Origin of the sequence: Vibrio lamellibrachiae (genome assembly GCF_050337265.1) — a bacterium.
GTDB lineage: Bacteria > Pseudomonadota > Gammaproteobacteria > Enterobacterales > Vibrionaceae > Vibrio > Vibrio kyushuensis.
This window is the reverse complement of record NZ_JAKJSU010000009.1, coordinates 260,849-283,719: the sequence shown is the minus strand read 5'-3', so window position 1 is coordinate 283,719 and position 22,871 is coordinate 260,849. Positions and strand designations below refer to the sequence as shown.

20 protein-coding genes and 1 pseudogene are annotated in these 22,871 nt (G+C 42.2%); 10 read left to right on the top strand and 11 right to left on the bottom strand.

What is annotated here, in order from left to right; all coding sequences use genetic code 11:
- Positions 1-208: 208 nt before the first annotated feature.
- Complete coding sequence (gene nagB / locus L4C54_RS16360) at positions 209-1,009, bottom strand: glucosamine-6-phosphate deaminase (protein ID WP_428803078.1); 801 nt, start codon at positions 1,007-1,009, stop codon at positions 209-211.
- A 335-nt stretch (positions 1,010-1,344) separates the two neighbouring features.
- Between nagB and L4C54_RS16355 the strand changes: the two genes are divergently transcribed.
- Positions 1,345-1,596, top strand: a complete 252-nt coding sequence (locus tag L4C54_RS16355) for a DUF3081 family protein (protein WP_428809002.1) — start codon at positions 1,345-1,347, stop codon at positions 1,594-1,596.
- A 187-nt stretch (positions 1,597-1,783) separates the two neighbouring features.
- Here L4C54_RS16355 and L4C54_RS16350 read toward each other — a convergent pair.
- Positions 1,784-2,134: pseudogene (locus L4C54_RS16350) on the bottom strand (MaoP family protein); the annotation flags it as partial.
- 289 nt (positions 2,135-2,423) lie between these two features.
- On the opposite strand from L4C54_RS16350, the gene L4C54_RS16345 reads away from it, so the two are divergent.
- From L4C54_RS16345 to L4C54_RS16335, 3 genes are read left to right on the top strand one after another with little or no spacing between them, the layout of a single operon-like run.
- A complete protein-coding gene (locus tag L4C54_RS16345; protein ID WP_428809001.1) occupies positions 2,424-3,797 on the top strand; it encodes a DNA-3-methyladenine glycosylase 2 family protein in 1,374 nt (457 codons plus the stop codon).
- On the top strand, positions 3,794-4,270 hold the full coding sequence (locus tag L4C54_RS16340) for a methylated-DNA--[protein]-cysteine S-methyltransferase (RefSeq protein ID WP_428809000.1): 477 nt from the start codon (positions 3,794-3,796) through the stop codon (positions 4,268-4,270). Before L4C54_RS16345 ends, L4C54_RS16340 begins: the two co-directional genes overlap by 4 nt.
- A gap of 13 nt (positions 4,271-4,283) precedes the next feature.
- A complete protein-coding gene (locus L4C54_RS16335; protein ID WP_428808999.1) occupies positions 4,284-4,694 on the top strand; it encodes a hypothetical protein in 411 nt (136 codons plus the stop codon).
- Positions 4,695-4,766: 72 nt separating this feature from the next.
- Here L4C54_RS16335 and nhaD read toward each other — a convergent pair whose 3' ends face one another.
- Entirely contained in the window at positions 4,767-6,206 is a 1,440-nt protein-coding gene (gene nhaD / locus L4C54_RS16330; protein WP_428803073.1) for a sodium:proton antiporter NhaD, read from the bottom strand.
- Positions 6,207-6,517: 311 nt separating this feature from the next.
- On the opposite strand from nhaD, the gene L4C54_RS16325 reads away from it, so the two are divergent.
- From L4C54_RS16325 to L4C54_RS16315, 3 genes are read left to right on the top strand one after another with little or no spacing between them, the layout of a single operon-like run.
- A complete protein-coding gene (locus tag L4C54_RS16325) occupies positions 6,518-7,273 on the top strand; it encodes a nucleoside recognition domain-containing protein (RefSeq protein ID WP_428808998.1) in 756 nt (251 codons plus the stop codon).
- Positions 7,273-7,740 carry a YjiG family protein gene (locus L4C54_RS16320; RefSeq protein ID WP_428808997.1) on the top strand — a complete coding sequence of 156 codons (468 nt, stop codon included), beginning with the start codon at positions 7,273-7,275 and terminating at the stop codon, positions 7,738-7,740. Before L4C54_RS16325 ends, L4C54_RS16320 begins: the two co-directional genes overlap by 1 nt.
- A 9-nt stretch (positions 7,741-7,749) precedes the next feature.
- Positions 7,750-8,874 (top strand): M20 family metallopeptidase, encoded by a 1,125-nt coding sequence (locus L4C54_RS16315; protein ID WP_428808996.1) that lies wholly within the window; start codon positions 7,750-7,752, stop codon positions 8,872-8,874.
- 141 nt (positions 8,875-9,015) lie between these two features.
- Here the strand turns inward: L4C54_RS16315 and L4C54_RS16310 are convergent, their stop codons facing one another.
- The 3 genes from L4C54_RS16310 to L4C54_RS16300 form a co-directional block, all read right to left on the bottom strand.
- Positions 9,016-10,320: a dicarboxylate/amino acid:cation symporter gene (locus L4C54_RS16310; protein WP_428808995.1), complete on the bottom strand. Its 1,305-nt coding sequence runs from the start codon at positions 10,318-10,320 to the stop codon at positions 9,016-9,018.
- Between the two features lie 782 nt (positions 10,321-11,102).
- Positions 11,103-11,642, bottom strand: a complete 540-nt coding sequence (locus tag L4C54_RS16305) for a phosphatase PAP2 family protein (RefSeq protein ID WP_428808994.1) — start codon at positions 11,640-11,642, stop codon at positions 11,103-11,105.
- Between the two features lie 162 nt (positions 11,643-11,804).
- Positions 11,805-12,758, bottom strand: coding sequence for a LysR family transcriptional regulator (locus tag L4C54_RS16300; RefSeq protein WP_428808993.1), 954 nt, complete (start codon positions 12,756-12,758; stop codon positions 11,805-11,807).
- 104 nt (positions 12,759-12,862) lie between these two features.
- On the opposite strand from L4C54_RS16300, the gene L4C54_RS16295 reads away from it, so the two are divergent.
- The gene (locus tag L4C54_RS16295) at positions 12,863-14,224 is read left to right on the top strand and encodes an MATE family efflux transporter (protein WP_428808992.1); all 1,362 of its coding nucleotides are present in this window, start codon (positions 12,863-12,865) and stop codon (positions 14,222-14,224) included.
- Between the two features lie 13 nt (positions 14,225-14,237).
- On the opposite strand, the gene L4C54_RS16290 is transcribed toward L4C54_RS16295, so the two are convergent.
- Positions 14,238-15,440 (bottom strand): MFS transporter, encoded by a 1,203-nt coding sequence (locus L4C54_RS16290; protein ID WP_428808991.1) that lies wholly within the window; start codon positions 15,438-15,440, stop codon positions 14,238-14,240.
- A 110-nt stretch (positions 15,441-15,550) separates the two neighbouring features.
- Here L4C54_RS16290 and soxR point away from each other — a divergent pair, with 110 nt between their 5' ends.
- Positions 15,551-15,991, top strand: a complete 441-nt coding sequence (gene soxR / locus L4C54_RS16285) for a redox-sensitive transcriptional activator SoxR (RefSeq protein ID WP_428803064.1) — start codon at positions 15,551-15,553, stop codon at positions 15,989-15,991.
- 1,106 nt (positions 15,992-17,097) lie between these two features.
- Here the strand turns inward: soxR and L4C54_RS16280 are convergent.
- Positions 17,098-17,355, bottom strand: coding sequence for a hypothetical protein (locus L4C54_RS16280; protein ID WP_428803061.1), 258 nt, complete (start codon positions 17,353-17,355; stop codon positions 17,098-17,100).
- 547 nt (positions 17,356-17,902) lie between these two features.
- On the opposite strand from L4C54_RS16280, the gene L4C54_RS16275 reads away from it, so the two are divergent.
- Positions 17,903-18,976 (top strand): beta/alpha barrel domain-containing protein, encoded by a 1,074-nt coding sequence (locus L4C54_RS16275; RefSeq protein ID WP_428808990.1) that lies wholly within the window; start codon positions 17,903-17,905, stop codon positions 18,974-18,976.
- Positions 18,977-19,177: 201 nt separating this feature from the next.
- Here the strand turns inward: L4C54_RS16275 and L4C54_RS16270 are convergent, their stop codons facing one another.
- From L4C54_RS16270 to L4C54_RS16260, 3 genes are all read right to left on the bottom strand, one after another.
- Positions 19,178-19,753 (bottom strand): YdeI/OmpD-associated family protein, encoded by a 576-nt coding sequence (locus L4C54_RS16270; protein WP_428808989.1) that lies wholly within the window; start codon positions 19,751-19,753, stop codon positions 19,178-19,180.
- Between the two features lie 93 nt (positions 19,754-19,846).
- Complete coding sequence (locus L4C54_RS16265; protein WP_428808988.1) at positions 19,847-20,839, bottom strand: urea transporter; 993 nt, start codon at positions 20,837-20,839, stop codon at positions 19,847-19,849.
- Entirely contained in the window at positions 20,839-22,746 is a 1,908-nt protein-coding gene (locus L4C54_RS16260) for a methyl-accepting chemotaxis protein (protein WP_428808987.1), read from the bottom strand. The genes L4C54_RS16265 and L4C54_RS16260 overlap by 1 nt, the downstream gene beginning before the upstream one ends.
- Positions 22,747-22,871: the final 125 nt, after the last annotated feature.

Genomic DNA, 22,871 nt, shown 5'->3' with positions numbered 1-22,871 from the left:
TCTATTTTATCATTTACATTTGGTTACGACAGCAGGTCACATATTCAACAGGATTATATAACTTGTTGTAATGAAAAGAAGTTTTCAATTGCATAAATATACAAAAAGCCACGCTACTGCGTGGCTTTTTTAACTCATAACGAATCGTGCTAGCGAAACTTATGCGTATCTATTCATTTAAACTCGAACGTGATTCGAGAAAATAAGCTTAGAAACCTTTGATGTTCTCAGCTTCTAACTCAGAGAAGTACTTAACCGTTTTAACTTTAAGCTCTTGAGTTGATGGCTCATCACAAACGATCACTGATTTAGGGTGAAGTTGTAGAGCAGATACAGTCCATAGGTGGTTTACAGAGCCTTCAACAGCCGCTTGCAGAGCAAGTGCTTTGTTGTGGCCAGTCACTAGGATCATGATTTCATGAGAGTCCAGTAAAGTGCCAACACCGATAGTCAGTGCGTATTTTGGCACTTGCTCGATATCACCGTCGAAGAAACGAGAGTTAGCAATACGAGTATCTTCTGTCAGTGTTTTAATACGAGTGCGTGAAGCAAGAGAAGATGCAGGCTCGTTAAATGCGATGTGACCGTCGTTGCCTACGCCACCCATGAATAGGTTAATTTTGCCGTAAGACTTAATTTTGTCTTCGTAACGTTGACACTCAACTTCGTTGTCTGTTGCATTGCCATCAAGAAGATTGATGTTCTCATCTTGGATATCAATGTGGTTGAAGAAGTTTGAGTACATGAACGTACGGTAAGATTCTGGGTGATCTGAAGGAATACCAATATACTCATCCATGTTAAACGTAACAACGTTCTTGAAGCTAACTTCACCAGCTTTATGTAGCTCGATAAGTGCTTTGTACGTAGCAAGTGGAGTACCACCTGTAGGTAGGCCAAGTACGAATGGACGCTCTGCAGTTGGGTTGAAATCGTTGATGCGCTTAACGATGTGTGCTGCCGCCCACTTGCCTACTTGTGCTGCTTTGTTTAACGGGATAAGTCTCATTGTTTGCCTCGAATATTTGAATTTTGGATGCTTTGAAACATTAATTCGCATTATAAAATAAGTTTTTGCGATCTGCTATTGTTTTTGGTCAATTTTTTTGCGTTTACTTTCGCCAATGTCATCTATCGTTGTTGTTTCTAATAAATAATTCAATAATTTAGTCATATTTTCTCTTGCTAGTCTGTCTCGAGCATAATATTAGAAATTATGTGTACTGCTGTTAGAGCTATTGGGTTTAACAAACTTTACGCTGACACATTTTTTGCTGGGAACTTATGCAATGACGTAGTTTTTTATCCATACTCAGTATATGTAACTTAAGGGAGAGTCATACGATGAAAGACAGTCTAAACCCGAAAAAGATATTTCTTGCTTATGAGCAGGTGATGGCTTTAGGGGTGGTCACTCCAAATGGAAAAGTATTCAGTGGTATAGAGGCGTTTAGTGAACACGAAGGCTTTCTTGTTCATCTGCGCGGGGAAGGGATTGATTTAAAGGTCTGCTCTTCGCATCGTTTTCACATCGATTACAATGAACCCCACTGCCGTGATACATTTTTAGAAAAGCTGGCGACACTTGCAAAATAGCCACGATACTATGGATGGATATTTTGCTAATGCGGCCAGCGGAGGATTAGGTGCATTGTCAGGGATTGTCAGCCACCTGCTGTGGTGAAACCTGAATTGAACCTTGAGATAGATTTGAGTGGCTTAGTTCAGCCTCTTCTGAAGATAATTCGTCGAGTGAAATTTCAGTATCGTAATTTAACTCGTCATCGTTAGCAATGTAAGTACTCGTATGACGTCGTTGATTACTTCGCGGCTTTTCACTGCTGCTTAATGAGTGGAATCGTTTCTTGCCACGTGTTAGCTGGATGTATTTAAGCCAGACTTTTTCTAATTTAGATTTAGCTTTTTGTGGTGACTTTAATGCTTTGATAAACTGCTTTTCTTCTGAGTTTGTTGGCTCAATATCACCTTTTTCAAGTGCTTGCATGGTATCGCCATACATAACCATTAGCTCTTCTTCTGCAAGGGTGAAATCACCTGATTTTGCAAATCCTCTCGGGAATTTCTTGTTATCGTAAAATCTCTTTTTTCCGAATCTAAACTCAATGTCAGACATAACAGCCTCTATTAAATACAATCGTGAACATATCACTTTTAGGGTTTATTATTGGACGAAACGAACAGAGAGTTTTGTTTGTTTCGTTGCTTAATTTTGCTGATTTATATTTCATGAATATTGCAAAAAAAAGAAACAATAGAGACAGTGTTAGAAGTTTGAGGCAGCGCCGATAAAGTAAACTAAATATATGAGAAAAAGTGATTACGATTGAGTTCCGAAAATGGCTAGCTCAAGTAATCATTATTGTTACACTCTTACTCATTATAGGATTTTAAGGCAAAGGAAGATGGCTCTTACCCAATACTCAGCTTTGACTAGTGAACAATGCCAAAGTGCACGATTAACCCGAGATGCCCGCTTTGATGGCCAGTTCTTTATCGCGGTCAAAACGACGGGCATATTTTGTCGGCCGATTTGCCCAGCCAATTTGCCTAAAGAGCAGAATGTTGAGTACTTTTCAGACAAGGCTGAAGCACTCAATGCAGGCTATCGCCCTTGCTTACGTTGTCACCCTGACAGCTCACCTAACTCTTGGGCGTGGAAAGGCGTAGAGACGACTTTTCATCGAGCAGTTCAGTTGATAGAACAAGGCGCATTGATCAACGGCAATATTGAACAGCTATCTGACAGATTGGGAATAAGTAGTCGTTATTTGCGCCAATTATTTCAAACTTATCTTGGATTGTCGCCAAAACAGTATGCTCAATATCATCAGCTTATGTTTGCTAAACAATTGCTTCATTCAAGCTCGATGGCCGTGACAGGCATTGCTTATGCGAGTGGTTTTCAAAGTGTTCGTCGTTTTAATGATGCGTTTAAGAAAACACTCAAACTCACACCAAGTCAGGTGCGAAAACAAGAGAAAGGGAATTGCTTAGAAAATACTATTTCGATGGCATTTCGAGGCCCCTTTAACTGGCCACATATGCTTAATTTTTATCGAAACCGTGCAATAGATGGGGTTGAATTAGTGACGGAAACAACCTATGAGCGACATGTTCGAATCAACGGAAGTCAGGCATGGTTCAAGGCTTGGGTTGAGGGAAGCCAGTTGCATGTTGAAGTTAGATTGGACGAACTGAGTCAGCTTAGGCATCTGGTTAATCGAATTCGGACTATGTTTGATTTAGATGCTGACATCAATAATGTAGAGCAACATTTGTCTAATATCGCTCCGGGGTTAGTTCATACATCCGGAATTCGCATTCCAGGAGTCTGGAGCCCTTGGGAGGCTGGTGTTAGAGCCATTATTGGCCAACAAGTCTCAGTAAAAGCCGCAATCGGGCAACTTAATCTATTAGCTAAAAAGTTAACGAATGTAGATACCGGAGACAGATATTTTCCAACAGCACTTGAAGTTGCTAACGCGGATTTAGATTTCTTAAGAATGCCTCAAAGCCGTAAAGATACTTTAAAACGATTTGCTAATTTTTATATTGAAAGTGAAGAAGCAAATCCGCAGGAATGGATATCGATTAAAGGGATAGGGCCATGGACAATTGATTATGCACTGCTGCGGGGCTTATCCATGCCAGATCGATTCTTATCTGGCGATCTTATCGTTAAAAAAGCGATGAGTGCATTTCCTCAACTTAATCAAAATTCAGTTTCACCATGGGGTAGCTACGCTACTTTTCACTGCTGGGAATACTTGCCATGAACAGATACACCAATTATCAAAGCCCTTTTGGATTACTCACCTTACAAGCCAATGAGCATGGCTTATTAGGCGTTTGGTTTCCAATTCATACAACTCAACCAGCACAATTAGGACAAAAAGATGAGAGTTTTCCTATACTAAAAGAAACGATAACTCAGTTAGATGAGTATTTTTCTCAGCGAAGGAAAGAGTTTTCATTACCAATAGCGTCGCAGGGCACCGATTTTCAACAACAGGTTTGGCGCGCCTTATGCATGATCCCTTATGGTGAGTCTTGGAGCTATCAGCAGTTAGCCGAGAAAATTGGAAACCCCAAAGCAGTACGGGCGGTAGGGTTAGCAAATGGAAAGAACCCTGTTTCTATCATTGTTCCTTGCCATCGAGTGATTGGTAAAAGCGGTAAGCTAACGGGTTATGCTGGTGGTATAGATGTCAAAAAAAGCCTATTGAAGTTGGAAGGTATTTTAAAGTAAGGAAACAAAGGCTATGGACAAATCTTTGACACTTAAAGCTGTCATGATAATAGGGCTACTCGCCTCTTTGCAGGGGTGTTTTCAAGAAAAACTAGAAGAGATGGTGAACCACGAAACCTTAGCTTTCGAAGGTTTATATTCCAATCAATATAACGATAATACGTTGACGTTCAAAAAAGGAATAATGAATCAGCAATTTGAGGATCATTTGATTGTTCGAGAGTTTCAAGTTGAAGATAGCCATGTTTATATCAAGTTGGCGAATAGCTCAAAAGAGAAGCGAGAAGATTTAATAATGCGCATACATGGTGATGGAGAAGTGCTGACATGCAGTACTTGTGCGAAATACAACATGGTGAACATTTGGGTGAAAGAGGATTTTATCGCTCCCGCCCAACCTATGATACTTAATGATAAAAATTAGCCTTTCTGCCGGATAGAAAAACGCCACGTAACAGATCATCTATAACGTGGCGTGAGATAGTGTTATTTGTTATTAAGTAAATAGCTGCCCGTTAAGCATAAGATGCGCAGCGATACTGGCAATGTAACCTAACATGATGACAGGCATCCATTTAAGGTGGCCAAAGAACGTATATTTACCATGAGCCGCGCCCATAAGAGCAACCCCTGCTGCAGAACCAATTGATAGCAAACTACCACCAACCCCAGCAGCAAGTGTGACTAACAACCAGTTGCCCATGGACATAACCGGCTCCATGGTTAGAACGGCAAACATGACCGGAATGTTATCGACAATCGCTGATAGAACACCAACCATGATATTTGCCCAGACAGGATCCCACTGTGAGTACATGATCTCAGAGGCAAGTCCTAGATAACCGATCAGGCTTAGACCTCCAACACACATTACTACCCCGTAGAAAAATAGCAGCGTATCCCACTCGGCGTGAGAAACACGGCGAAATACATCAAAGGGAACCACAGAGCCTAAACGTTTCAGTGCATAGTCATCACCGTTAGCAATGGCCATCGCGGCTTTTTTGGTGAGTGATGTGTGTAGAGTTCGACGTAAGAAGAAACCAAAGAACTGCAAATAAGCGAGTCCCATCATCATCCCTATTACTGGTGGGAAATGCAGTACGGCATGGAAAGCAACCGCAGTAGCGATTGTAAGAATAAATAAGCCGACAATGCGTCGCGCTCCTCGCTTTAGCTCAACGTGTTTGTGTTCAACGTTAGGTTTAGTTGCAGGAATAAAGAACGACATAATGACTGCTGGTACAACGTAGTTAATGACCGATGGTAAAAATAGTGGCATGAACTCAGAGAATGAGACATGGCCTGCTTGCCATACCATTAACGTTGTAATATCACCAAATGGACTGAATGCGCCGCCAGCATTGGCTGCAATGACGATATTAATACACGCTAGATTTACAAATTTGGTGTTATCCCCGCCAACTTTTAGTACTACAGCACACATCAGAAGTGCCGTTGTTAAGTTATCGGCAATTGGGGAAATGAAAAATGCCAGTACACCTGTTATCCAAAACAGTGCTTTGAAATCGAACCCTTTGCCTACCATCCACGCTTGCAACGCATCAAACAGTCGCCGCTCTTCCATAGCGCTGATATAAGTCATGGCCACAAGCAAGAATAGTAGTAATTCCGCGTATTCAAGCAAGTTGTGTTCAAGTGCTGCTTTTGCAATATCTATCATGCCATTTTGCTGATAGACATAACCGATCATTGCCCAAATTAAACCAGCGGCAAGCAGCACAGGTTTAGATTTTCTAAGTTGGAGATACTCTTCTAACATCACGAGTATGTAGGCGAGGGTAAAGAGAGCGAGCGCTGCAAAGCCTACGGTAGATTGGGTAAGAGAAAGATACTGTTCACTATTAACGGATGCAAAAGATGGGGATGCAAAAAAGGTGAGTAGCGCACCGAGAATTAACCACTGCTTATTCATACATATTCACTCCTTGAAATGATGACTTGTGCCAGTGTATACATCTTTGTTTACATTCACTGTGAGGCATATCGGATCTGATTGAATTACATCCATTCGTTGATTTTACATACCTATTTATGACGTGAATTAAAATTCTTAAGTTATTTATTTCGATGGTGTATACCTCTGCTTTATTGATGATTGTGTAAAATTTGATCTTGGTTCGGTGTGGTATTTTAGTTAGAAGCTCTGCTTGATTTAGATCATCAAAATGGATGTGTTTTTAAGCAATATTATAGCTGTCTTGTTTTATATGCAGAGGTATTTATATGTCTAGTTCCATCGTGTCAGATCGTAAAGTAACGTGGGGGTGTTATGTTGCGCTCGCGTTTGCAGTGGTGTTCTTTTCTGGTTTATTTCAATCGAGTGAATGGTATGGCGTTTTTGACTTTACCACGCTCAATGGCGCGTTCGGTAGTGTAGCAGGGGCGGTAACCGAAACGGCAGATGGCGTTCAGGTTGCTACAACGACACTTCGCGGCCAAGGTGGCAGTGGTGCTAGAGATGGTTTCATCTTTGCGCTGACTTTAATTCCGACAGTTATGTTTGCGCTGGGTATGATCAATGTATTAGAGCACTACGGCGCACTAGAAGCGGCTCGTAAACTATTAACACCTCTACTTCGACCTTTAATGGGTATCCCTGGTAACTCTGGCTTAGCGTTAATTGCTTCACTACAAAGTACTGATGCGGGTGCGGCAATGACACGTCAGTTGAAAGATGAAGGCCATTTAACCAAGCGTGAAACGGATGTTTTTACTATGTTCCAGTTTACTGCGGGCGCGACGATTGTGAACTTTTTCTCATCTGGCGCGGTTCTGTTCACGCTAACTCTAGCCGATGGGTCTTTAGCTGTAACTTCCTCAATTGGCTTGGCTGTTGTGGTTATGTTTGCATTCAAGTTTATTGGCGCAAATTTGTTTCGTATTTACCTCAATATTACTGAGGGCAAAGAGGACGATTTAAAAAACAATAATGAGAAACAGGGCAACGACCAATCTGAGTTAACCGAGGAGAAAGCATAATGAGCGAAGTAAAAGCGAAAAAACCGATGGTGACGGACATTTTTGTCGAAGGGGCAAAAAAAGGTTGGGTGATTGCAACGACATCAACCGTTCCTAATGTTTTGATGGCGTTTGTGATCATTAAAGCGCTGCAAATTACGGGGGCTCTTGAGCTGATGGGGATTTTATTTTCTCCAATTATGGCGGTATTTGGTTTGCCGGGTGAGGCTGCAGCTGTTCTTATTGGTGCTTGGATGTCTATGGGTGGTGCTGTCGGTGTTGTGATTACACTATTTGATCAAGGCATTCTCAATGGTGTTCATATTGGGATTCTTGCGCCTGCGATCTATTTGATGGGTTCACAAGTTCAATATATGGGGCGTATTATGGGTCCTATTGGAACGGAAGGGCGCTACATTCCCGTGATGATTGCGATATCAGTGCTTAACGCATTTGGTGCAATGCTTGTTATGAACCTCATTCTGTAAGGAGAAACAATGGACTTTTCACTCAAACAATATTTAGAAGAGTTAAAGCCGCTCGTCAACTTGGATTGCGGGACCTACACCATAGATGGTATTGAAGCCGTAGCTGCTCAATTTGAGCAAAAGTATGTTGATTTGCAGGGCTGGAATATAAAACGCATTGATTGTGGCGTAGCTGGCGTTGGGCTTGAAGTTCGAAATAAGCCTGAGGCAGAGCATATTGATGTGATGCTTATTGGCCATTTGGATACTGTCTTTGCTCCGGGAATAGCCTCAGCTCGGCCGATGAGTATCGATGAGCAGAAAGCCTATGGTCCTGGTGTTTCTGATATGAAGTCGGGGCTGCTGAATGTTGTTTATGCGCTTCGAAACCTTGATCCAAAAACATTAGATAAACTCTCGGTCTGTGTCTGTATGAACCCAGATGAAGAAACAGGATCATTGTATTCCGTTGATTGGATTCAAGCGACAGCAAAGAAAGCGAAGCATGTATTAGTTGCTGAAGCCGCTCGCGCCGATGGCGGTTTGGTCAAAGCCCGAAAAGGCATGGCTCGCTACAAAATAGTCTTCCATGGAAAAGCCGCCCATGCGGGTAATGAGCCTCAAAATGGATGCAGCGCAATAACCGAAATGGCGCAATGGATCATTGCGATAAACAAGCTAACAAACTTTGAATCAGGCAGTACGTTGAATGTAGGCGTTGTTTCTGGAGGCTCAGGAGCCAATATAGTCCCAGATTATGCCGAAGCCATTGTGGATGTACGCTTTTGGAATAACGATGAATACGATGCGATTGACAGCCAGTTGACGGGAATGAGCCAAACTCCCTTCCTTGATGGAGTTAGCATAGCGCTTGAGCGAGAAGCTTATAAACCTTCTATGGTGCCAACAGAAAACACTCAAGTATTAATGAGTTTGGTTGAGCAAAGCGCCAGTGAACTTGATATTGATATCAATTGGAAAGAAGTTGGGGGAGGTTCAGATGCGAATAATACTGCGATTTTGGGTATTCCAACACTGGATGGTCTAGGCCCAATTGGCGCTGGTTTTCATAGTGACGAAGAGTACCTGCTACTTGAATCGATTGAGCCTCGCATTCGCTTATTGATGCGAGTGCTAGAAAAGCTTGCTAAGTAAACATGACTTAAGCTTGTCTCCAAAACGCGAAACAAAGAAAAAGCCCTAATCACTCTTTCATATATTTGAATAGAAAGTACGATTAGGGCTTCATTTTTATGTTGTGTTTGTTTCTGTATTTTCGTGTCTATATGACCGGGACTAGGCGTTCACTTTCTCTAAGTGGACTTCTTCTTCCTTCTCACCAGCCTTTGGATCGTTGAATACTGATTCATCCAACGCACCTTCAGATTTAGCAACAATCATTGTCACGGCGCTATCACCAGTAATGTTTACTGCGGTACGAATCATATCAAGAAGACGGTCAACACCCATAATCAGCGCGATACCTTCTAGCGGTAGGCCTACTTGGTTTAGAACCATAGCCAGCATGATCAAGCCTACACCAGGAACACCAGCTGTACCGATAGACGCTAACGTTGCCGTTAGAATAACAGCAAGGTAGTCACCCATTGTAAGGTCAATGCCGAATGCTTGTGCGATAAATGCTGTTGCAACACCTTGCATGATCGCCGTGCCATCCATGTTCACTGTCGCTCCGAGTGGGATAGTGAATGACGCAACTTTATTGTCAACGCCTAGACGGTTTTTAGCGGTTTCCATGGTCACTGGCATGGTTGCATTTGAAGAAGCGGTAGAGAATGCAAACATGATCGCATCTTCCATCTTCTTCAAGAAGGTAATAGGGCTTAGGCCCGTGAAACCTTTAAGTAATACGCTGTACGTTACTAGGCCGTGAAGCAGTAGTGTACCTGCAAGAACTGCGAAGTAACCTGCTAGGCTCCAAATAGCACCTAAACCTAAACCTGTGAATAGCTTCGCCATTAGGAAGAACACACCAAATGGTGCAATGTGCATCAGCAAAGCAACCAGCCTCATGATGACAGCATTAAGATCGACGAATAAGCTAGCAATACGTTCACCAGATTTACCCGCGGTGCTGATAGCAATACCGAATAAAATAGCGAATACGATAATTTGTAGAGTCTTACCTTCCGCCATCGCATTGATAGGGTTGGTCGGGAACATGTTAATGATAACTTGTCCCAAAGATGGAGCTTCTGCAGATTGGAAAGACGCCGCTGCAGTTAAGTCTGCACCTGCACCAGGCTGGAAGAGCGTACCCATAGTCAATGCTAGAGTAATGGCCACAGCAGTGGTGACGATATAGAACGCAAGTGTTTTACCACCCATGCGGCCTAAGGTTGAAAGATCTTTAAGTGAACTCGTTCCACATACAAGCGAAACAAAGACAAGTGGAACAACAAGCATCTGTAAGCTAGCAATAAAAATTTTGCCACCTACTTCAAATAGACCATTCACAATGTATGTGTGAACAAAGCCTTCATCACCAAACAGGAATCGAACGGCGAACCCTGTCAAAATACCCGCTACCATGCCAAGAATAATTCGGCCTGTTAGCGACATCGGTTTTTTTGTATTCATGAAGAACACTCCTTATTTTTATATACTTCAAGTTCGGTTTGAAGCGAGCAGGAGACTATCAGTCATTCTTGAAAATAAAAAAGCAAAAACCATGATCAGATTGATTGATGTGACTGCTATCACGTAATTTCATGGCATTTTAACGATGTATATCTATTTATCACAAGAGGTATTAACTGGTTTTATCATAACTGCAACATTTATTTCTTTGGTTATATCAACTCTGCTCACTTGTTAACATTTGTGGTGGCGCTTCTTGTATGAGACTGGTTGCAATAAAAAACGGGTTCTATTGATTTTTAATTAAGTGGAACATCGGAAAATCCGAGTTTGTTTTTCAGTTATAGCAAAGCTTAAACCCCCATGAATAAAGAGATTGAGTATATTTATGGTTACTTTGTGAACACGAAGAGACAGGAACTAAAGAGCACAAGTTAAGGTTGGATTAATTAGGCTAATAGAGTGGTTCTTTATTATTCACTAGGTAGATGTATTAGAGTTTCTATGTGTAATGTATTCGATTACACGGCTAGAAAACGTTCGAACTGAAAATGCACGGCATGGTTCAATATAGAAGGAAATGAAAAGCCGCTTGCCTGAGTGGTTAATTTAGAACGATCTCTATTGCGAATTAGTCTAACTAGGTAAGTGGAAGAATCGATCAATCCTAGTCGAAATTTACTAGGTATATAGAGGGAAGTAACTTTAACTAAAGAAAGTGAGCAATAAGAGTGTCGTGAGTGGGTAAAGAACATTGAACTTCACCCTACTTTATCGCTTAGTTACCATTGATATTGCATTGAGAGCCCGTAGCTGTCATTTTCTACCCATGGTATTAGCTGAACATTCTCATCAAATGCATCGGTGAACACCCAAGCAGAAACCGATCCTATTGCTGCGCCAGCCAATACATCCTTCCAATAATGTTGATCAGCTTCAACTCGCCCGACAGCAACCAGTGTTGCTAAGGTATAAGCGGGTAATCCAGCCTCCCAGCCATAACGTAAATGCAGTGTAGTAGCAGAAGAGAAAGCATTGGTTGTATGGCCTGATGGGAAGCTGTTGTAATTGCTTTTATCTGGTCTTTCCGCATCAATCGTTTTCTTACCAATAAATGCGACCCCCGCGGCTGATGCAATACTAAAGCCCGCTTGTTGGAATCCTTGCCAGTCTCCCTTATATGCCGGAACAGCTAATGCAGCGCCCACTAACCCATAAGCACCAATATCACTCACTGTTTTCCAAGAATCAGAGCTCATTGCTTGAGTAAAAGTCGACACAGCCAAAAGAGGAAGGGCAAGGTAAGCAGCCTTAAGGTTCATTCAAAATACCAATAGTTTATGATGGATAATGGTTTATGACGGTCAATTGATTAAAGCGTTGAATCATCGCCGCATTTATAACACAGCGAAGGGTATCTGAGTAGCGTACATCGAAAGACAAGGGGCAGTCAGGCTTATGAAAGAATGCGTTGGTGGTCATTTTTATGAGCGCGACACATTATTTAGCCATAGGTACTTGTTTTCAAGTGCTTTGAGTTCAGAAATATCTTGCTGAGCGAGGTCTAAAACCCACTCTACAATGTCAGCGATGATTGGCGATTTTGTGCGTTGGTGGCAATAGTATTGCCACGCACCGGACTTTACTTCTGTTCCTTCTGGGCAATAAAGAAACTTTTGCTGTAGCTCTGGAAGTATTAGCAAAAGATCAGTCACGGTTACCCCTTGTCCTGACAGGCAAGCACTCAGTGCAAGATCGAGAGTAAAGAAGGTTGTATGCTTTACCGAACTTGGTGAAGGAATAGGGTGAGAGGCGAGCCAATCATTCCAATCATCGTGTGCGAGGGTAGAATGAAGCCTGCGCATGGTTAGTAATGAGGCGAGATCCTGATTCTCAACCGTGCTACTGATACGACACACTGGAGCCATGTACTCATCACGCAATAAACGAACATCAGGTAAAGATGGGTATCCATCCTTTTGTCTAGAACTGAATATCAATAAGTCGTAATCACCGCTGTTTAGGCTAGCTTCCTCCTCAAGTGACGGTATCACCGTAATATCATGATCAGGGTAGCGTTCACTGAGTTGATGTATTTTGGGAATAAGGCATCGAGTCGCGTAGGTTAACGCCGATTTAATCACTATTTTCTCGCGCTTTGGTGCTTGCCATGACTCAATCAGTGTTTGCAATGATTGGTAGTTGTTCTGCAACGTATGCGAAAGCTGCTGACCTTTCTCTGTCAACTCAATAGAACGATGGTGTCGAATCACCAACGTTGCCATAAGCTCCCCCTCCAATTGTTTCACCTGACGGCTAACCGCACTTTGGGTGACGTGCAATTCATCAGCAGCCAATGTAAAGCTTGCTAGCCTAGCGACGGCTTCGAATGCTCTCAATCCGTTATGAGAATGAGGAAGGGTTGAATATGGTGTCATACAAGTGCCTTTCACATGAGTTTAAGGAATGTCAGTGTGACTGATATATCATTTGAATGCCATCTCTATCCCTCATAAAATTGGCGGAAATAGAAGAGGTCACCATGAAAAAGATACTATCACTCGCATTCCCATTAATCATATCTCAACTTATTGCTATGGCATTGGTATTGACTGACGTGTGGATGATGTCGCGAATTAGCGTTACAGCGATTGCTGCGGGTGGTTTAGGGGCGTCTGTCTATTTCTTTATCTTTATTATTGCAAGTAGCACAGTGGGTTGTGTTGCCAACCTCATTGCTATTGCTTATGGTCAGCGAGTTGCTCGCCCAGAGTATGGCAATCAACAGATCCGTTTTGCCATTAAAGGGGCAGTGGTCCTTTCCGTTATTTTATCTATATTGCTGTTGGTTCTATTTCACCTAGCACCTTGGGTATTAACAAAAGCAAACCAACCAAAAGAAGTTGTCACGCTCGCAATGCTTTATGTTGATGCTTTGAAATGGGCAATATTCCCCTCGCTCATCCTTTTAGTGTTAAGAGGATTAACCAGTGCGTTAGGTCATGTACGTTCAGTGATGGTTATGTCGGTGATCACTGTCATTATTAATATCCCTATCAGCTATCTTCTGGCGTTCCCGCTAGGTCTAGGACTCACAGGTCTAGGGGCAGGGACGGCGCTATCTGCATTATTAGTCGCGATTGGTTATGGTGCTTGGGTCTTTCAGCGTGAAGAGTTCGCACCATTTGCTCCTTGGGTAAATTTAGACGAATACTCGCTGTCTTTAACCAAGCCTTTACTGGCTATGGGGTTGCCTATTGCCGTAGCCGCTCTACTTGAGCATGGCCTCATCTATGGTGGTACTTTGATGGCAGGCACCATTAGTATCGCTGCGTTAGCACTACATCAAATACTACTTCAGTGCTTAAGCTTAACTTGGAATGTAAACTTTGGTTTATCGCAAGCGGCAGCAATATTAATCGGCCGAGATTTTGGTGCTGAAAATTATCAGGAAATGAAAAAGACTTCGTGGAACAGTTTTGTCTTAGTGACGCTGATTAGCGTTATTTTGGCGGCTGGATTTATCTTGAAACCAGAGTTGGTCGCCCAGTTCTTTGGTATTGATGACCCACATTTGGTGATGATGCTATCTGGTGTTATCTGGGTGGTTGCGCTTGGGTTTATTGTTGATGCGTGGCAGCTTCTTGCAATTAACCTTTTGAGAGGCATGAAAATTGTCGTCGCACCAACATTTGTTACCTTGGTTGGATATTGGTTATTTGGCTTACCTTCTGCTTGGTGGCTAATGAACCATTTCGAACTTGGCGGAATATGGGCAGGCATTGGTATTGGCCTTGGTGTCACCGGTGTCCTTCTACTGGTTCAATTGCTTCATGCACTAAATAGACATCAAGATAAAAACCAAACACTTACTGAACATGGTGATCTCGCCCGCGTTAGCTAGCCAATAGTTGTCACTAGTTAGTCGCGACTAAATCATTTTCAGATTTTAGATCAGACGTACTGAGTGTCAGCATGATAACGCTGGCAATTAGGACGACTAAGGCAGCAATCAGAAAACCAAGCTCCGTTAACTTAAAATGGCTTAACAGCGCAATAAGTACATAGCTTAGGCTTTGCATCATGGTCGCAAACATGGCCATGCCCCCATCGACACGACCCCGCTGATTAATCTGAACGGTTAAATGCATAAGATTAGTTCGAGCGATTCGATTCGTTGCGTTGATAAACCCAAAGCCGAATGTAAAGACCAGTAGATAGATTGGCTCGAGTGAAACCCCCATTCCGAATAGCATTACCACTAACCCTAACATTGAAAATTGCATCGCAGTTTGGTGCGTGAACGTACCTAAAATACGGCTAATCAGAAACCCTGTGAGTAACGCCCCGGCACCGAAGCTGACGTTATAGGCTGCAAGCCAGTTTCCTGTCACACCATTTTCAGCGAACCAAATAGGAACCAGTTTCCCTAGGAATGTCACAATAGGGTACGACAACGTCGACAACAGTAAAAATAGGTAGAATCGAGGAGCGAGACGATAGATCCCAATACTCTCTATTAGCTGCTTAGAGAACGGTGATTTTGGCTGTTGTAAACGGTTTCGTTGGTAAGGCGTGAGGAGATAGCAAACAGCAGCAATGGCCGAGGCAATTGAGGCAAATAGGGCGAACTCAAGCATTCCCCAAGTCTGAAGTAACACAATCCCCAGCGCCCCCGCACCTAGTGTCGTCGTTTGTAATACCACCTCTTGAAGGCCTGAGATCGATGTGTATTCATTCTTGTTGTAGTTTTCCTGAGTAAAGGCGCTGTTGGTCGCCCATGCAAAGTTACTTGATACCCAAAATATCAGTTGAGACGCAGCCAGTAGCCAGTGATTACCCATATCTAACCAATAAGCGATGGCAACACCCGCTGCGGTGAGTGACTGAATCCATTGGTTTAGTATCAGCAGAGACTTACGTGAATTTCGGTCAATAGAGGTCGAGAAAAATGGGGTCAATATGAATGAAGTTACTGTACAAGCTAGAGCGACTAGGGCGACGAACGTACCCATGTTCGGAGTCTGAAGAATCACCCAAGGCAATGCCATCATAAAAAGACCTGATGAGATACCATCAAAAAATCGTCCGGTTAAATAGGGGGCTGTTTTGTTTTTCATCGTCTTCTCCATGTATGAAACTCCATTTGGTGTTACTGTAAAACCTCAACCTAGATTAAGGTAAAGCTTTTTCTTTACTAAATGAACGGAACTAGAAATAGAGGTGCGATATGGATATCAGTATTGGGGAAGTCGTTAAACGTTCGGGTGTGAGTAGTTCCGCTTTGCATTTTTATGAGCGAAAAGGTTTGATTACGAGCTGGAGAAATCAGGGAAATCAGAGACGCTACCATCGAAGTGTACTGAGGCGGGTGGCTGTGATCAAAGCGGCTCAGCAAGTGGGTCTTACCTTAGAAGAGATCTCTGCCGCGTTGGCTTCCTTACCAAAACATCAGGCTCCAACTAAGAAGCAGTGGGCAACGCTAGCGAGTTCATGGCATGAGATGTTAGAGCATCGCATTCATACCCTGAAAGCGTTGCAACAAGACCTAGATGGCTGTATTGGATGTGGTTGCTTATCTCTTGATAGCTGTAATTTACGTAACCCTCAAGATGAAAATGCGAAAACTCATCAAGGTGCTAACTTTTTAGTGGATGACAACGGTGAGTGATTGGTTGGCTTAAATAAGTGCTTCTTTGCTGTATGGTTTGATCACAAGAAAAGAGCTTGTGGTGTAACTCATATGGACAGAAGTGAGTTAGTAAAATTGAACGGTTGAATTGATATCCTGAAATTAACTAAGGTAAATTCCTGATATTCAGTAATTGAGAACAGATGGTATTTATTACTTAAAACTACGCTCTGGTTGACTCATCTCGGTCACTCTTTAAGAAAAACCTTTTAAGTAATAAACCAAAAATAATTGAACCAGAAACATACGTATATATGACAGTCTCTAGATTTAAATCCCAAATTAAACGAATCAACGTAATGATTAGGCACATACTGCTAATAGCTATCGTGATGCGTTTAAATGCCGGGTACTTTGCTAGTAATGCATAAAAATCCTTATCGAATATCAAAAATGTAGATAGTAACAACATGCTGAACAATGCGAACATATTGAGTTCTATAGCCGCAAGTATAACGGCATGAATAGAAAAATATCCTACTGAACAAGCCCTTGACTTAAATGTATAACCTTTAATTCCCACCAAACCGTCCTTGAGATTCAAAACGTGATTACATCAATCAACTCCTAACGTAACAAAAAGATGCACAATTAAAAAGTAACGTTACAGGCAACCTAGAAGTATGAATAAATCTAGTTTAGTACTAACGAGAGAAGTAAAAACAGCAACGCTGAAAAGGAATGGGGCACCTTCGAGTTAGAAAGTGCCGACTATAGCTGTTCTGGATATTTTAGAGTTAGAGCTTCTAAAGATTAGAATAGATAAGGTCAGAATTGACAATAAAAATGTTTACTATCAAAGTACTTATCACCATTTCATATTTGAATATTTTTTGGCAGAAGCATTTCTGAAGTCAAATCGGTGGAGTGATGGATTCCGTGATTCTCATAAGAATAGTTTATTTTTTATTAAGATAATCATTGTATTTTTTTGCAATCCATTGATGCAAATGAAGTCCCGTTTTACGCTTTAGGAATGTATCGACCCCAGCTAAAATCAATAGCCCAATTATTGTTCCCATAATCATCTCCAAGCTTAGTTATAGTTCATAATTCAATTTAATTAATACAAGTCAAAATTATAATTAATCCATAGATTTCATTATCTTATCAATATTAAGTCCACCAAGTTCCTCTAGGTTACTTTTAATCTCTTCATCTATTGATAGGTGGCGTTCAACTTTCTTGATTTCCTTCTCAAGGAAATTTTCAACTTCTTGAGATACGTTGAACATCAACCCCTTTTCACGCGCTGCTTTTCTAGCTCGTTTAAGACGCAAATCTAAGTCTGATGAAATTTTAATGTTTAGTGATACTTTGGATTGTTTTCTCTGTAATGGCATATCGATTCTCAATTTCAACGTAATAAGACTATATATTTTTCTACCTTTTTAGCAAGAAAAATAAGCGTAGACTGTGACTGAATTGGAATCAGAACTGATAAGGTGACTGTATGTTAATCTCATGCCACTGACATCTTCTATAGGTACTCAGTGCCACAAGCCATTGATTAAAATCCGCTAATTGGCTCTGCACTACTGAGAAGTCACCATTTTCAATACTACTCTCAATCAGGCTGATTCATGAGAACGAACACAAACATGACAATCGATAGGATATAAAGAGGCTGCGTTTTCTAAAGCCCTATGCGCTCTAGCAAACACAACCCTATGGGCGTGGCCAATATTAGATACTCACATATATCACTATGAGTAGCCGTTTAAAGCATCTGTTCACGAGTATAAGGGTTAATACTCTTAATTTTTTAGCCAAGTAATTGATCTTACACAGCGATACCGTTATCAGTGTCGTTGAGCCTATTTTCAACAATATCCACAAACGTTAGAATCCGTTCCAATTTCATTTGGCACATTCAGCAAAAGGCTTCTGATGACTACACCAACTCAGTTCGAACTTTATAACATCCTCAAAACCTATGAAGATAACTACCAAAATGGTCCTTTCTTTGATGCCAAGATGCCGGTTCGCCCAGCCGTGACTCAGACTCACAAGGTGTTTGATTTTGAAGTGAACTCTCGTCTAGGCGTACCAGCAGGGCCACTGTTGAACAGTCATTGGTGTGATGTCTATGCTCAACTTGGCTTCGACATTCCTGTCTATAAAACGGTAAGAAGTGTTGAGCGTAACTGTCATCCTGCTCCAAACTGTATCTTTCTAAACAGTGACAAGCAGTTTAACCATACCGACATTAATACAGAGATTCAGCCCGGCCTGCGTCCATCACAGGATGAGCGCATTACCATCACCAATTCGTTTGGTGTCCCTTCGTTAGCGCCATCGGTTTGGATGAAAGATATTGAAGAAGGCAACCGCAAGATGGGCAAGAACCAGCTTATGATTGTCTCTGTGAATGGTACTCCCGGTTTGGCAGAGCGTGATCTAGTTGAGGATTATGGCTATGTCTCTGCAATGGCCAAAGAAGCGGGCTCTAAAGTAATTGAAGTGAATTACTCTTGTCCGAACCTAGGCGGAAGTAAAGAGGGCGCGCTATTCTCTGATCCAGAAAATTCAGCGTTGGTTTCTAAAAAAATCCGTGAGTCTATCGGTGATACACCTTTGCTGATAAAACTTGGTTGGATGCCAGCAGAACAGTTGGAAAAAGTGATTGAGGCGAACCGACCGTATGTCGATGGTTTTGCTGCCATCAACACTATCCCACGTCAGGTAATGACCCCTGATGGCAAAACGGCTTTACCGGGTGAAGGACGCCTTTCTAGCGGGACTTGTGGCTTTGCGATTGGCGAACTTGCTGAAGAAGTGACACAAAACTTGATCGATCTTCGCACGAAGTGGAAAGACGATTTCGTTATTTGCTCTGTGGGTGGAATGATGAATGCTGAAGACCTGCACCGCAGGCTTGATATGGGCGCAGATTTAGTAATGAGTGCGACTGCTGCCATGTGGGATCCGTACCTAGCGCAAAAATTCCATCAGTACAAATAAGCAACTCTTATAGTCACCGCTAAACCGGATGAAAATGCTATTAGCTCAATATTATTGGACTAATAGCATTTAAAAAACAGTATCGGGGTTAGGTTTTGGCTATCCATTAGTTTTATAAATGGCAAAAAAGAGTCTACATGTTACATATTCAAGAGCGTTAACCCATATACGGGCTAATCAAGTTAGCACTCCTCTCTTCGCTTATTTAGGCTTTTCCTGATTAACAAGCATTGCCATGTATTTGGTAAATCGTCTCTGTCTGGTTTCAGGCTTCTTTGCACTTAGTAATCCGTAAGCGATAACATAACGACTTGATTTATTCAGTGTTTCAAAAAACTGCCTTACTTTGGGCTGATCTTCTAATGCAACTAAGAAGTCAGAGGGTACTTCCATTTCACTGGCCACATAGGCTTTTTCCCAGCGACCGTCGGCTTTCGCTGCACGAACTTGCACAAGACCCGGCTCTTCCATTCGGCCATCGATAATCAAACGTTCAACATGCTCTGTGTTCCTTTTAGACCAGTTGCTTCGTTTTGTTCTGGGTGTTAGACGTTGAAGGTAGGCTTGTTCGTCAATAGACTTTTTGACACCGTCAATCCATCCCCAGCATAAAGCTTCGATTACAACGTCATTCCAAGTAACGCTCTGAACCCCCGTGTTTTTCTTGAATATTTTCACCCATAATTCATTTTCAGTTGAGTGATTCACCTTGAGCCACTCGCTGATCTCTGTCGATGTTGTAAATGAAATGGCTTTCAATAGATCTGGTTCGGGCATAAGGGTTGATTCTCTTTGGAGTGGAGCTAAATTGGCGGTCTCTATTCGCCTAGGTTTATAAAAACTATATCGCTCTAGTTTATTGAGTTGCCGTTAGTTCAGTGTTTCTTCACCTATATTGAGGTTGGTGTTCCTTTTCTTTGCCCAAGTGGTGACTAACCATGTGCTAAGAACAAAGGGGAAAGTGAATAACGTCATATCAAACAGATAACCAACCCAAGTTAGAATACTAGCGGTGATCGCACCTAAAATAATGGTCATTTTCGAATATGAATCAGATTGACATAAAGCGAGCGTAATCAGTGCACTGTTAAAGCCATAGAGACCTTGCGATACTGTATCGAATGAATCAGTCCCAGTTATTATACTATTGATGAACGCGGCTTCAAAGATTCCCCCTTCTAGTATCGTTACAACCACCCCAAAAGCAAGACCAATGCTCGCACCAATCAACGTCCATAAACCTGTTTTAAGAGAACTTGCTGCAATACCGATAAGAATAATGACACTAAACAATAGGCCTGATTGAAACAGTACTTGCCCAATACCATTTAGCAACGATGTTGAATATTGAAGTACTGTTGAAATAGGCTCTTCAATGGTTGGAATCGAATACTCTCTTAGTGATAATTCAAACAGCGGAGCAATATGGAATATAAAGGCAATTGTGATTAAGAAAGGAAAAGTGAACGGCGACACTTTCCAACGCCAGGTGTGCATAACCAATGATGTAAAGGCTGAGCCAATAAAAACCAGCAATGCTAATGACCAGCATGGTATGAAAAAGGTGGTACTTGCCAGCCCAAGTAGAGCGCCATTATACCCATACAGGCCTTGTTTAATGTGGTCATAGTTAGCCCCAATCAGGTAAGCCGTTGCCAACGACGTCAGAGCCCCGAATAGGGTTGCAATAAAAACAGAACTTTGGAGGAGAACCAACGCGTGTTCATCAAAATCGAAGCGATTCAAATCATGAAAAAGCAGCGCAATTAGAAACAGTGCGCCGGTTAGCGCACTGTTAACTAGGGCAATCTGCCCAATACCTTTGAGCGTTGGTCGCACTATTTGGTAGTAGAATGTTTTCATTAGAACTTAAACTGGCCTACTAAGGCTTCAAGGTGGTTCGCTTTTTGTCTCAACGCTTCACACTCTTCTGCTGTTCTTTCTACGCTCGCATCGTTTTGTCGTGCAATCTCAGAAATATTAGTGACGTGAGGCGATATTTCACTCACGACGTTGGATTGCTCGTTGGTTGCCGTTGCGATCTGCATATTGATGTTATTCATTTCACTGACATCAGAAGAGATAGACGTTAACTGCTGTTCAGATTTAGAGGCTTCAGTTTGACATTGGCCTGCCAGTTCCGCGCTAGTAGAAATAGCAGAAACAACCGCCTCTGTACGTTTTTGTAGCTTTTCTATAATGGCGCGAATCTCTTCTGTCGATGCTTGGCTGCGTGAAGCAAGAGTTCGAACTTCATCTGCAACGACGGCAAAGCCTCGACCTTGCTCGCCAGCACGGGCTGCTTCAATCGCCGCGTTCAGAGCCAATAGATTGGTTTGTTCAGATACGCCACTGATTACATCAAGCACGGTATCAATGGAGCTTGCATCTTGAGCTAGCTCATTGACCACATTGGTCGTTTCATTGAGCTGTTTGTTCATATCGTTAACGCTATCTGAGGTAACTGATACCGCTTGTAAGCCAATGTCGATGGATTCCATTGCAGAGGTGGCACTGGTTGCTGCTCCATCAGCACTGCTTGCTACTTCTGAAGAGCTTGCGCCTAACTCATGAATGGCTGTTGCCACTTGTTCAATTTGACTGGTTTGTTGTTTAATTTCCTCTTCCATTGAGTGCGCCATTTGATCAACGCTTTGAATGGAGTTGGAGATCTCTTTCCCGGTGTTAGAGACATCGCGCAGCAATTCAGTTAAGTATTGAACAAATTGATTGTAGCCTTTGGCCATTTGGCCGACTTCATCATGACGAGTATCATCAAGTCGTTTGGTTAAATCACCACCGCCTTTACCTATATCTTCTAAAAGCTGAGCGACATGGGCAAAAGGTGCGAGAAGTTTGTTGGTTGACCACGCAGCAATCGGAATATAAATAGCGGCAATCAGTAGCGCCATCCAGATCATGGTTTGACTAAATGTCTTTAGTTCAACCAATACATCGGCTCTGGGCTCAAGTGTAATCAGTGTCCAGCCAATGGTTTCAAGGGTTTTAGCACCAATAACTTGTGCTTCGCCATTAAGTATCACTTCTTGAATGACTGATTCTGTAGGGTTTAAGAAGGCGTTACTATCTTTGATCCCAATACCTTGCAGCGTTTGGTTTACGCGAGACTTATTTGGGTGGACTTTAATCTGTCCTGATTGATCGACAAGAAAGACAACCCCATTCTCTCCAATTCGATATTGACTGATTAGTTTTGTCACACTATCGAGTGTTAACCCAACACCAGCCACGCCAATTCGCTTGCCATTTTTCATAACGACATAGTTAACAAACATGGTTGGAATGCCTGTGGAGCTATCGGTATCAAATGAAAGCTCAAACTTCTTATTGGATTCAATAAACCGGTAAAACCATTGATCGCCACTGTCTCCTTTATCTAAGGTTTTGAGCACGCCTTCAGCAATATAATACGTTCCCGTTTCACGAGAGACAAAATACGAGGTGATGGCACTGAACTCTTGCTTAACAGCAGCTAAAAGTTGGTTGATATCTGCTTGGGGGGTCGCTGCAGAATAGTCAGTGAAAAGTGGTGAAGTGGCCAGAACTTGAGAGGCGATAACAGGCACGTCGAGCTGGGCATTCAGGTCATTACTTACTTCACCTAAAACCGCGGGAAGCTCACGCTCAAATGTTTTATTTAATAAGATACTCCAACTGGCGTTGACGGAATATGTCCCCATGACTCCGATGATCAGTAGCGCGGCGATCACGGTTGAAATTATGGCCTTTGCGCGAATTGTTAGCTTCATGCGAGTTCTCCTACTCATAGCATCCATTCTATTTTAGTCGTTTATTTAGCATACCGATCACTATGTAAATATTATGTTAAATTCTGACCTGTTGGTCAATAAATATTAAAGTTGTCAACGACAGG

What these genes read in the sequence shown, in the direction of transcription:
- soxR (WP_428803064.1), top strand. Translation starts at nt 15,551, where the DNA reads ATGGATATCAGTATTGGGGAAGTCGTTAAACGTTCGGGTGTGAGTAGT.
- nagB (WP_428803078.1), bottom strand. Translation starts at nt 1,009, where the DNA reads ATGAGACTTATCCCGTTAAACAAAGCAGCACAAGTAGGCAAGTGGGCG.
- L4C54_RS16265 (WP_428808988.1), bottom strand. Translation starts at nt 20,839, where the DNA reads ATGAAAACATTCTACTACCAAATAGTGCGACCAACGCTCAAAGGTATT.
- L4C54_RS16290 (WP_428808991.1), bottom strand. Translation starts at nt 15,440, where the DNA reads ATGAAAAACAAAACAGCCCCCTATTTAACCGGACGATTTTTTGATGGT.
- L4C54_RS16300 (WP_428808993.1), bottom strand. Translation starts at nt 12,758, where the DNA reads ATGACACCATATTCAACCCTTCCTCATTCTCATAACGGATTGAGAGCA.
- L4C54_RS16355 (WP_428809002.1), top strand. Translation starts at nt 1,345, where the DNA reads ATGAAAGACAGTCTAAACCCGAAAAAGATATTTCTTGCTTATGAGCAG.
- L4C54_RS16270 (WP_428808989.1), bottom strand. Translation starts at nt 19,753, where the DNA reads ATGCCCGAACCAGATCTATTGAAAGCCATTTCATTTACAACATCGACA.
- L4C54_RS16320 (WP_428808997.1), top strand. Translation starts at nt 7,273, where the DNA reads ATGAGCGAAGTAAAAGCGAAAAAACCGATGGTGACGGACATTTTTGTC.
- nhaD (WP_428803073.1), bottom strand. Translation starts at nt 6,206, where the DNA reads ATGAATAAGCAGTGGTTAATTCTCGGTGCGCTACTCACCTTTTTTGCA.
- L4C54_RS16325 (WP_428808998.1), top strand. Translation starts at nt 6,518, where the DNA reads ATGTCTAGTTCCATCGTGTCAGATCGTAAAGTAACGTGGGGGTGTTAT.
- L4C54_RS16345 (WP_428809001.1), top strand. Translation starts at nt 2,424, where the DNA reads ATGGCTCTTACCCAATACTCAGCTTTGACTAGTGAACAATGCCAAAGT.
- L4C54_RS16340 (WP_428809000.1), top strand. Translation starts at nt 3,794, where the DNA reads ATGAACAGATACACCAATTATCAAAGCCCTTTTGGATTACTCACCTTA.
- L4C54_RS16295 (WP_428808992.1), top strand. Translation starts at nt 12,863, where the DNA reads ATGAAAAAGATACTATCACTCGCATTCCCATTAATCATATCTCAACTT.
- L4C54_RS16275 (WP_428808990.1), top strand. Translation starts at nt 17,903, where the DNA reads ATGACTACACCAACTCAGTTCGAACTTTATAACATCCTCAAAACCTAT.
- L4C54_RS16335 (WP_428808999.1), top strand. Translation starts at nt 4,284, where the DNA reads ATGGACAAATCTTTGACACTTAAAGCTGTCATGATAATAGGGCTACTC.
- L4C54_RS16310 (WP_428808995.1), bottom strand. Translation starts at nt 10,320, where the DNA reads ATGAATACAAAAAAACCGATGTCGCTAACAGGCCGAATTATTCTTGGC.
- L4C54_RS16260 (WP_428808987.1), bottom strand. Translation starts at nt 22,746, where the DNA reads ATGAAGCTAACAATTCGCGCAAAGGCCATAATTTCAACCGTGATCGCC.
- L4C54_RS16305 (WP_428808994.1), bottom strand. Translation starts at nt 11,642, where the DNA reads ATGAACCTTAAGGCTGCTTACCTTGCCCTTCCTCTTTTGGCTGTGTCG.
- L4C54_RS16280 (WP_428803061.1), bottom strand. Translation starts at nt 17,355, where the DNA reads ATGCCATTACAGAGAAAACAATCCAAAGTATCACTAAACATTAAAATT.
- L4C54_RS16315 (WP_428808996.1), top strand. Translation starts at nt 7,750, where the DNA reads ATGGACTTTTCACTCAAACAATATTTAGAAGAGTTAAAGCCGCTCGTC.